Annotated in this window: 9 protein-coding genes; 6 read left to right on the top strand and 3 right to left on the bottom strand. The window is 65.4% G+C overall.

Translation table 11 applies throughout. The features are described from left to right. Positions 1-217 precede the first annotated feature (217 nt). The 5 genes from ITP53_RS49890 (at position 218) to ITP53_RS49910 (ending at position 5,050) form a co-directional block, all read left to right on the top strand. On the top strand, positions 218-3,160 hold the full coding sequence (locus tag ITP53_RS49890) for an amino acid adenylation domain-containing protein (RefSeq protein WP_236052062.1): 2,943 nt from the start codon (positions 218-220) through the stop codon (positions 3,158-3,160). Next, a complete protein-coding gene (locus ITP53_RS49895; protein WP_195902514.1) occupies positions 3,141-3,353 on the top strand; it encodes an MbtH family protein in 213 nt (70 codons plus the stop codon). Before ITP53_RS49890 ends, ITP53_RS49895 begins: the two co-directional genes overlap by 20 nt. A 42-nt stretch (positions 3,354-3,395) precedes the next feature. Next, entirely contained in the window at positions 3,396-3,821 is a 426-nt protein-coding gene (locus ITP53_RS49900) for a cytochrome P450 family protein (protein WP_195902515.1), read from the top strand. Between the two features lie 81 nt (positions 3,822-3,902). Continuing rightward, positions 3,903-4,421 carry a hypothetical protein gene (locus ITP53_RS49905; RefSeq protein WP_195902516.1) on the top strand — a complete coding sequence of 173 codons (519 nt, stop codon included), beginning with the start codon at positions 3,903-3,905 and terminating at the stop codon, positions 4,419-4,421. Then, the gene (locus tag ITP53_RS49910) at positions 4,403-5,050 is read left to right on the top strand and encodes a transposase (RefSeq protein WP_195902517.1); all 648 of its coding nucleotides are present in this window, start codon (positions 4,403-4,405) and stop codon (positions 5,048-5,050) included. The genes ITP53_RS49905 and ITP53_RS49910 overlap by 19 nt, the downstream gene beginning before the upstream one ends. 47 nt (positions 5,051-5,097) lie before the next feature. On the opposite strand, the gene ITP53_RS60775 is transcribed toward ITP53_RS49910, so the two are convergent. The 3 genes from ITP53_RS60775 to ITP53_RS49925 all read right to left on the bottom strand — a co-directional run bounded on the left by ITP53_RS60775 (position 5,098) and on the right by ITP53_RS49925 (position 9,532). Then, positions 5,098-7,491: a tyrosine-type recombinase/integrase gene (locus ITP53_RS60775; RefSeq protein WP_207757560.1), complete on the bottom strand. Its 2,394-nt coding sequence runs from the start codon at positions 7,489-7,491 to the stop codon at positions 5,098-5,100. Between the two features lie 74 nt (positions 7,492-7,565). After that, complete coding sequence (locus ITP53_RS49920; RefSeq protein WP_207757561.1) at positions 7,566-8,828, bottom strand: tyrosine-type recombinase/integrase; 1,263 nt, start codon at positions 8,826-8,828, stop codon at positions 7,566-7,568. A 98-nt stretch (positions 8,829-8,926) separates the two neighbouring features. After that, on the bottom strand, positions 8,927-9,532 hold the full coding sequence (locus ITP53_RS49925; RefSeq protein ID WP_195902519.1) for a transposase: 606 nt from the start codon (positions 9,530-9,532) through the stop codon (positions 8,927-8,929). Positions 9,533-9,694: 162 nt separating this feature from the next. On the opposite strand from ITP53_RS49925, the gene ITP53_RS49930 reads away from it, so the two are divergent. Then, positions 9,695-10,429: a hypothetical protein gene (locus ITP53_RS49930; protein ID WP_195902520.1), complete on the top strand. Its 735-nt coding sequence runs from the start codon at positions 9,695-9,697 to the stop codon at positions 10,427-10,429. Positions 10,430-10,531 lie beyond the last annotated feature (102 nt).

Raw genomic sequence — 10,531 nt, forward strand, 5'->3', positions numbered from 1 at the left:
GGACACCAGGGCCCATACCGGCGCGCCCCGCCGGGCTTCCGGCATGCTCGTCAACCCTGACGGCGCCCTAAACCATGATCAACCAGAGGCGGAACAGACCCACTCAAGATCGTGAAAGATTGAGGTTAGTGCCTTGCTCTTAGCCTGATGCTGACTCCAAGTTCGAGGGGATTCTACGGGGATGAGTCTGGGGAATGTCATTCACTCTGCCGTTGTGATGGTCGAGTCGGCATTGGTCGACAGAGGGTCGGGGGCCATATTTCTGATCGAACCTGCCACGCACCGCTGCGCGTCGCTTGCCATTATCGCTGCTTACTTAAACCGCACATCGATGATTTCCGAGATCGTGTTTCGCGCGGATTCGGAAGACGCCAAGACGTCCCTGTCCTTTTCGGTACGGGTCCGCGGCGAGGAGACCTTGGATGACCTGGCCCGGCGCCTAGCCGAGGAGTGGCATGCGGCCACCGGGTTGGCGCCCGACGTACTGGGTCGGCAGCGAATCTCCATTCACGCCGTCGCGAAGCTGAGCGGCCTAATCGCGTTCGTGTGGCGGCTGGAGCGAGGCATACGGGTGACGGAGCTGGATCTTCCTCCCAACACGGTAGCGGAGGCGTTTGAGGCACAGGTAAGGAAGTCCGCCGATGCGGTTGCGGTGTCGGGTGAGGGGACGCAATGGTCGTATGCGGAACTGGATGCCCGGGCCGAGGAACTGGCCGGGCGGTTGGTAGCGGCAGGGGTGAAAGCAGAAACACCTGTGGCGATACTGATGGAGCGCTCACCTCTGGTGATCGTCGCGTCGCTGGCGATTCTCAAGGCCGGCGGCGCCTATGTCCCGCTGCATCCGAGTTTCCCAGCCGAGCGCATGCGATGGGTTCTCACTCACACCCAAGCACCGATCGTGCTCACCGACATGGCCATGCGGGAACGCGCTGCTGAACTTGGCCCGCCCCTGTTACTGATCGACGCCCAGCAGCGCACCGGTGCCATCCCGGCCCTGCTGAGTCCGCAATCCGATCAACTCGCCTATGTGATGTTCACCTCGGGCTCGACCGGCACCCCGAAAGGAGTGGCCGTCACCCATGCCGATGTAGTCGCTCTGGCAGCCGACCATGCCTGGCGCGGTGACGCGCACCGGCGAGTGCTCATGCATTCCCCCCATGCTTTTGATGCCTCCACCTATGAGATGTGGATTCCACTGCTCAACGGCGGCACGGTGATCGTGGCTCCGGCGGGCCCGGTAGAGCCCGCCCGCCTGGCAGACATCATCGCCCGGCATCGCATCACCGCTGCGTTCGTCACCACCGCTCTGTTCAACACCCTCATCGAGGATCAACCCCCAGGCCTGGAGACACTCGCCGAAATCTGGACCGGCGGGGAATTCGTCTCAGCCGCCACCATGCGCGCCGCCACGATGACCTTGTCTCGCACCCGTGTCGTGCATGTCTACGGCCCCACCGAAACCACCACGTTCGCCACCTGCCATCCGCTTCCGAACACCATCGCCGAGTATGCCCGTAACATCCCCATCGGCCATCCCATGGATGGGCTACGCGCTTATGTCCTGGATGAGCGATTGCGATTGGCGCTGCCCGGGGTGCCTGGAGAGCTGTATCTGGCTGGGACGGGGTTGGCCCGTGGCTACTTCGACCGGTCTGATCTGACCGCCGAGCGTTTCATCGCCGATCCTTTCGCTGGCTCCGGTGAACGCATGTACCGCACCGGTGATCTGGTGCGCTGGACCTGTGAGGGTGAACTGGAGTTCCTCGGCCGCAATGATCACCAGGTCAAGATCCGTGGTTTCCGCATCGAACTCGGCGAAGTCGAAGCGGCACTCGACCAGTTACCCGGCATCACGCAATCCACCGTCAACGTCCACCACGACGACGCGCGCGGCAAACAGATCATCGGCTATGTGGTACCCGCTCCTGGCCACCAACCCTCCGGTGCCGATCTGAAGGCCGAACTCACCGCTCACCTGCCGGCGTTCATGGTCCCCACAGCGATCATGACGCTGGACACGTTCCCCCTGACCCCGAATGGGAAGATCGATCGGGCCGCCTTGCCCGCACCCGTGTACGGCACCGCCGAACACAGCAACGCGCGCACCCCGGCTGAGGAAATCCTGGCCGGACTCTTCGCCGAGATCCTCAACCTGCCCACCGTCGACATCCACGACAACTTCTTCGACCTGGGCGGACATTCGCTCCTGGCGACCCGTCTGATCAGTCGTGTACGCGACGTCATGCACACCGAGCTGACCGTCCGCGATCTCTTCGAAAGCCCTACGGTGGCCACGCTGGCCCAGGAGGTCACCACCGCGGACAGTCAGCGAAACCCCTTCGACCTCCTGTTACCGCTGCGCCCGTCAGGCCAACTCCCGCCCTTGTTCTGCATTCACCCCGGTATGGGCTTCGCCTGGTCCTATTCCAGCCTTCTGGGCCCCATAGACAACGCCCGCCCTCTGTACGCGATCCAGGCCCGCAGCCTCACCGGCCCGACGTTGTCACCGTCGAGTCTGGACGCCATGGCCCGTGACTTTGTGGCCCAGATCAAGGGCGTGCAGCCGTCCGGCCCTTACCACCTGCTCGGCTGGTCCTTCGGCGGCTTGGTCGCGTACGCGATGGCGACGGAGCTGCGCGAACAGGGCGAGGAGGTGGCCCTGCTTACCATTCTCGATTCCTACCCGGGCAGCGAATACCACATCGATGCGGGAAGCGTGCCGGAGAACGAGGCGCTCGCGCTGATCCTGGACGATCTCGGCCGCCTTGTCCCAGAAACGGAGAGATCGGCGATGAATCGTGACAGATTCATGGAGATCGTGAACACGGAAGTTCATTCTCTGCGATTTCTCACCCAGAAACAGATCTCGAATCTCATCGACACCTGGATCAATAACATCGAACTGGTCCGCACATTCACCCCGGCCAGATATGACGGCGATCTGCTCTTCTTCGTGGCGACGCAGGGCCGCAATGCGAATTCGCCGTTGGTGGACGGCTGGGCCCCCTACGTTAACGGCCAGATAAACGATGTCGAAATCTGCTGCCGACATGGGGAGATGATGCAACCGAACCCAGCCGCTGAAATAGGCTGGATTGTTTCTCAGGAACTCGACAGAGTCCGAGGAAAGGAGGAATTCCGTGGGCAATCCGCTAGATGATGAGAAAGCTGAATACCTGGTCCTACGCAACGACGAGGGGCAACATTCCCTGTGGCCGGCGTTCGCGGACGTGCCGCACGGCTGGCAGGTGGTCAAGGAAAAGGACGGCCGCAGCGCGTGCATTGACTACATCAATGAGCACTGGACGGATTTGAGGCCGCTGTCACTGGCCGCCCAGATGGCCCGCGAGTGACGAACGGCAAGACGCCGAAAAGCCGAGGAGAAAGAAGAAATCATGTCGATCGAACAGCAGACCCGGATGGATTTCCCGGTACGCCGCGAGAACCCGCTGGAGCCTCCCAGCATGTACGCCCGGCTCCGCGAAGACGAGCCGGTTGCCAAGGTGCGCCTCCCCGACGGCAGCACGTCCTGGATCGTCACGCGTTTCGATGATGTCCGGGCCGTGCTGACGGACAGGCGGTTCAGCGCAGACAGCAGAAAGCCGGGTTTCCCCATTCTCATGCCGCACCGGCATTTGATGCAGAAGGTCCGCATGATGAACCGGCTCGACCTGCCGGAGCACACCGCCTACCGCAGGCTGTTCGTCAAGCCGTTCACCTCGCGTTCCATCGAAAGCATGCGGCCCGCCATTCAGGGCCACGTCGACGACCTCCTCACTGAGCTTGGATCCACCGCGTCGATTCTGATCCGAATGCCCTGAAACGCGAGGAGGTGCCCTCCGACCTGGGATGATGGGAGTTCTTCAGGCTTCCGTCAACCAAATCGAGAGGACACCTCTCAAGTGCTAGTTTCTCACGCCCCGGCCAAGACTCATGCGATCTTCGATGAGGAGCACCTGGTCGCGCACGCGGGGCTGGTGCCGGCGATGCGGCTGGCCGAGCAGTGCGGTCTGGCCGGGCTGGTGGGCGAGCACGTGGCGATCGCTGACCCGCTCGGGACGAACGCGCCGCTGAAAATCGGGTCGATCGTGGCCGGGATGCTCGCCGGCGCCGACTCCATCGACGATCTGGACGCGCTGCGGCACGGCGGCATGGGCAAGCTGTTCGAGGGAATCCGCGCCCCGTCCACGCTCGGGTCGTTCCTGCGCTGCCTGAACTGGGGCAACGCCCGCCAACTCGGCAAGGTCCACCGAGTACTGCTGGCCCGGCTCGCCGCGCACACCTCGCTACTGCCCGGCGCGGACGTACTCGCCTTCCTCGACTTGGACTCGATGCAGAAACGGATCTACGGGCCAAGAAGCAGGGCGCGGGGTTCGGCCATACCAAGATCCAGGGTAAGAGTGTGCTGGTCCGCGGGTTGAACGTACTCGCCTCGGCGATCTCCACCCCGCTCGCCGCCCCGGTCGTGGCCGCCACCCGGCTACGCGGCGGCAAGGCGGGTTCGGCCCGCGGCGCCGCCTCCTTCATCCGCGAGTCCATCGGAACCGCGCGCGAAGCGGGCTGCACCGCCATCCTGGTCGCCCGCGGCGACTCGGCGTTCTACAACGCGGCCGTCATCAACGCCTGCCGCGACCACGACGTGCGCTTCTCGGTCACGGTGAAGATGGACCCGAAGGTCAAGAGGGCGATCGCGGCGATCGGCGAGAGCGCGTGGATCGCGATCCAGTACCCGAACGCCGTCTTCGACGAGGAGTCCGGCACCTGGATCTCCGACGCCGAGATCGCCGAGGTGACCTACACCGCGTTCGCCTCCAAGAAGGGCCAGGCCGTCACCGCCCGCCTGATCGTCCGCCGGGTCAAACGCCTCAACCAGCAGGCGACGATCGGTCAGGACGAACTGTTCGCCACCTACCGCTACCACGCGGTGTTCACCGACAGCCCGTTCCACCTGGTCCAAGCCGAAGGTCAGCACCGCGATCACGCCATCATCGAGCAGATCTTCGCCGACCTGACCTCTGGCCCGCTCGCGCACATGCCGTCGGTTCTCTGAACTACGATCTTGAGTCCGGTTTGAGGTTGTTTGTGTGACCGGTTTGGTTAACGGGTCACGGTGCTGTTCCTGGCGGTGGTGTCGCGGTAGGTGGGCATGCCGAGGGTGATAGCGCGCTGTTGCTGGTTGAGGTGGCGGAGTTTCTCGCGTGCGCCGGCCAGGCTGATGGTGAGTCCTTCGATCTCTCCGAGCCAGCCTTGGTGTTCGGCTTCGGCGATGCGGGCGAGGAGGTTGTCGTGGATCTCCTGGAGTCGGGTCAGCTGGGCGGGATCGGGCCTGAGCATGGGGCAGCGGATGCAGGCGTGCTCGTGGATGCAGGGGGTTGCGAACGCGCGAGCGCAGGTGCCGATGGAGAGCTTGCGTTTCTCGAAGTGGGTGAGGAACTCATCCCATTCGGCGTCGGTGGGGGTGCGGTATTCCTGGCTGGGGCGGGCGGCCCGGCGGCGGGCGATGAACGCGCGGTGGGCCTCGATGGCCTCCGCGGGGTAGATCGCCTTGTAGCCCATGGTGGTGTTGATGTCGCGGTGCCCGCAGATGATCTGTGCGATGTGTGGAGGCAGGCCGTTCATGACGGCGTCGGTGACGAAGATCCGGCGAAAGTCGTGCGGGGTGAAGATGAGTGGCTGTCCGTCGGTTCCTCGGATGCCGGATCCGGCGAGTGCTTGCTGGAAGATCTCGCGGAGGGATCCGTCGCTGATGGGGCGGCGTTCTCCGGCGATGGTGCGCTGGAACAGCAGTGACATCGGCGGGTTCCAGATCTTTTCGTGGGTGTCGTAGCTGGTCACCAGGGGGACGGCGCCGGTGGTGTCGCGGATGCGGGTGACGATCGCGCTGAGCACGTCGGCCAGTTCGGGGTCGACGAGGAGGAGTCGTTCGGATCCGGTCTTGGACGGGGCGATCTGCAGGAGCGGGACCAGTTCGCCGGTCGTGGGGAGCCGGTAGGAGGTGATGCTGTGGTGGCTGAGCTCGCGGAGTTCTTCGAATCGGATGCCGGTGTGGCGCAGGACCTCCACGAACGCCCATGCCCAGAACGCGTCGGCGTCGTGCTTGACCGCGTCAAGGCGGGTGGTGGGGTCGGCGTCGGCGGGCTGGATCCAGATGCTGCCGGCGTAGGCGGTGGTCGACAGGCGGTGCCAGGTCCGGCCGGCGAAGGTGAAGCTCGCGTCGAGGCGGGTGTCGCGGGCGGCCTGCAGCAGGGCGGCGGCGTCCTGCCGGTGCTGGTTGACTGCATCGGCGAGCTTGGGCAGGGCGGGCAGGCGCTCACGGGTGCGCTGGTCCATGCGGGCCTTGACGAGCTTGTCTTCTTTGGCCCGGTTGCAGTCGGTTTCCTTGATCGGGCAGGGGACGGCCCATTGCGCCCAGCGGTGCGGCTCATCCAGCGCCCACTGGGCGAGGTCGAGGTAGAACGCGCGGACCGCCATCATCACGCTGCGCGCGTCCGCCCGCGCCAGGACTTGTTCGGATCGGCGGCCGTCGGGATCGATGACGGTCTTGGTCCGAAACGACACCCGCTGCCGCCACGCGGTGGCCGTCTCGGGCGTGAGCTGGAGGGTGTCGATGCCCGGATGGTGCCGTTCCAGGTCGACCCAGAACAGGCGGACCAGATCATTGGCGAGCTTGGCCAGGGTGGTGTAGTCCAGCGCGGGCTGGCGTTCTCGTAGATACTCCACCAGCAGGTCCCGGACGGGCCGGCAGCGCACCTGATAACGGTCCACCAGTTCCTCGGCCGTGCGCTGCCCGGCGGCCTGCAGGAACGCCCTGCCGGTGGTCGGCGCGTCCGGGCCCAGATGTCCGAGTGTGTGCAGCAGCCGGTAGGCCAGGATCCGTCCGGCTCCGCCGGTGTTGGTCTCGCGCATCGCCTCCAGCAGGTCGAGGTAGTCGCCGACGGTGATGTCGCGGACCTGGCCTCCCTTGCAGGCCAGGATCATGGTGATCCGTCCGAGGGCAAGGCGTGCTTGACCTGCGGTGATGCCGTCGGGGTCGGCGGCGATCATCGCCCGCAACGCGGCATAGCCCTCGGGGTCGCGGCACTGTTCCATCGCCCGGACGATGCCGCTGGAGGACCTGGGGACCATCCAGGTCAGCGATGGGCGGACGACATCGGCCAAGACGAGCATCAACAGCCCGGTCTGCAGGCTGTCGCGGTTGGAGGGGGCCGACGATCGGCCGGTGGCGGCCCGCCACGCCATCGCGGCGTCCACCCACGTCTCCTTGGGGAGATCCTCTGCTGCCGAGGCGAGCCACCGCTCCTGCCAGCTGTCGCCGGGATGGCTGGCCAGCCACTCCAGGACCCGCGCGGCACCGTGACGGCGATAGCCCGAGCCGTTGTCAGGGCGGAACGGCGGCGCGTCAATGCGGGCGATGACCTCCTGCGCGGTCGCCAGGCTCTGGGCCCAGCACGCCCGCGGCAGACGGCGCGGGAAGTCACGCCGCCGATCCACGGCACCGACCGCGCCGGCATCCGAGGCGTCCGGCGCCTGTGGCGGTGAGACAACCCGGTCATTGGGCCGCGCTCTCACCTTTGCCGTCCGAACAAGACGTCCAATGCCGCGGGGTCGTACCCGTCGGCGGCAGGTGGCGCCGGCATGCTGAGATTGCGGGACTGGCGGTCGTGATGGGCACGCACCGCGGCCACCGCCTCCTCGATCGATGTATTCAGATACAACTGCGTGGTCGTCAGGTGCGCATGCCCCAAGATCCATTGGACATCGGCCAGGGGAAGCTCGGGATCACGGGCCATCCGGTGCGCCGCCGAATGCCGCAGATCGTGCAACGTCCAGTTCGCGCCCAGTACCGCGTTCGCGCGCTCGAACATCCGGTGCGCGGCGTGATAAGTCAACGCTGCGAACGGCCGTCGCCTCGTCCACCACAACGGCTGGTTCCCTCCCGCAGGGACCAGGCCGTGGATCTCCTGCTGATAGAGCCGCAACCATACGAAGGCGTCGGGTGAGGCGGGCAGCGGCTGCGGGACGCGGGACCCCTTCCGGATGACCGTGATCAGTTGCTGGCCCGGGTCGGCGTCCTTGTGCCGGACACCCAGAAGCTCCGACGCACGCGCCCCGGTGGAGATCCAAAATGCCACCAACGCCCGATCGCGATGCGATGGCAACGCGGCGAACAGCAGCTCGAACATTTCGTCCGGGATTGCCCGCGGTGGACGCTGCGGCACCGAACTGCGGTAACGTCCTTCACGTTCATATTTCCACGGCTCCATCGGATTATGGTGGGCATGAGCTCGGCCAGCACGTCGTGACCGGTCCAACGGGAACGGGTTGACCATCGGCCCGGTCCCCGCCTCGTGATGGAAGTCATAGAACGTCCGCAGCACGGTCTCGCAGTGATTCACCGTCCGCGGCGCATACCCCCGGTCCGGCGACGGTTTGCCCGTGACCCGGTTGACCTCGCCCGGCGCCACCCCCGCAGCCAGACCTTCCCGACGTGACTGCGGCTTACTGCCCTCACGACGAGACACACGGCCCGCCGGTGCCTTCCGATTCGGCTTGTGGACCTGGCGGATCCACAGACTGAAGTCGCGGCCCTCGACCGGGATCGCGCGATCCCAGGCGACATCGATCGCGGTCAAGAACCGCATCCAGCGCAGCAGATCTACCGCATAGGACCGCAACGTCGACGGCGCCCTCGCCGAAGCGAGCAGCTCCCGCATGAACGACGTCACCGCCGCCACCGGTCGTCCGCTGCCGTCCAGCAGCTGATACGGCTCGAACGGATCAGCCGTCTCCACGACCGACCCCGTCAGTGACACGATCAACGACGCCACGTCCCGATTCGATGATGCAGATGCCGAAGTCATGGCTGGCGACGCTAACAGCAGACCACTCAATATCACCGCTGAACTGCAGAAACAGGCTCCGTAGTTCAGTTAACAGAGGGCATGTGAGCGAGCGGCCCGTCGATCAAATCAGCGTTGACCTGCTCCTGCACCGCGTGATCACGATGCTGCTCCTCAGCTTGGATCAGCGCGTACGGACTGTCGGTGAAGATCGGGTAGTAGCGGTAGGCGGGGAACAACTCGCCCTGGCCCTCTCCGGCAGGCTGGTCGAGTTTCTTGACCCGGCGCACGATCAGGCGGGCGGACACCTGTCTGCTCTTCTTGCTGGTGAAGGCGGTGTAGGACGTTTCGGCGACCTCGGCGTCGGAGACCCAGCCGCCGGCTTGTTCATCGAAGATCGCCTGAGGGTATCTGATCGGCGTCCAAGCATCGTCGTCGATGGTGGCGATCGTCGCCTTGACCTTGGGATCCAGCGTGGCGGTGACGGAGAAGCGGACGTCCTGATCTCGGCAGGCGGCGACCACGTCGGCGCTGTAGAAGGCCGAGTCGCCACGCATGACCAGCGTGCCCGAGCAGCCCGCGGCCCGCGCGGTAGTGATCGATTCACCGACCAGAGAGGCCGCACCGCGGCCTGTGCTCGAGGACATCCCGGACGAGCCGGTGCTGGACGGTGAGCTGTCCGCCCTCGTCACGCCGGACCTTGTACCACCCGAATCCGAAGAGCCCTGCCCTGGCCTGCCGCGTCCGCTGGAGGACGGCACCCAGCCCGTGGAGAAGGAGGCCACCTTCGCCGTCCTGGGCGCCTCACCCCGCGGGCAGGCCACAGCGGACCGGATGCGCACCTGGTTCGGCCCGTGTGGCCCGCAACTTTCCGCGATGCTGAGAACGGCCACGCCTCAGCGGCCTTCGAACTCGGCGTCCTGCTCATCAACAACGACGCCCCCCAAGAGGGCTGCCTGTTCCTCCAGCGCGCCGCCAGCATGAACGCCAAGCTCACGCTCACCCTGCCCGACCTGGCCGTGCGTGACCGCCTGTGCGGCACCATCGTCGCCGACATTTACCGCCACATCGCCGACGCATACCTGAGCAGCGGTTTGACGGCCATGGCGGCGAAGTGGAGGCACTACATCGACTACATCGACTACATCGACACCACGTTTCCGCTCTCCGCCATGCTCTACCGCCGCACGCAGCCCATCGGCCGCCACGCACGCAACATCAGCCATGACCTGGTCCACCTCGAAGACAGCGAGATGAACAGATCAGCAAGATGTACCGGCCCCAGCGCGCGGCCGGCGCTTCACGAAAGACGCCCCGGCCGGCGCGGCGACTCCCGCGCTGTGCCCCTCGGGCGGCTCTGGCCCGGTCGACGTGCAGAAGCTCTGGAACCAGGTCGTCAGCGACCACGACGACGACTTCTGGACCGAGATCACCACTCGCGGCATCAAGACCAAGCGCCGTCGGTCATGGATCCGCCCGGCAAGCTGGTAGAGCACGGTTGCCGTGTGAGCAGGGTCAAAGTAGCTCTGTGTAGTCGGAGAATTCCCGGACGCTTGACAATAAAGGTAAGCAATCAGAAGGTTCTGTGACGCTGGGTGATACGTGCTGATCAGGCGTCGAGTGCGATCGGCGGCATCCAGAGGTTGCCGGTAAAGGCGCGGTGGATCGCCTCGAAGGCGCTCAGCCCGTGC

It is taken from the genome of Nonomuraea cypriaca, from assembly GCF_015645445.1.
Classification (GTDB): domain Bacteria; phylum Actinomycetota; class Actinomycetes; order Streptosporangiales; family Streptosporangiaceae; genus Nonomuraea; species Nonomuraea cypriaca.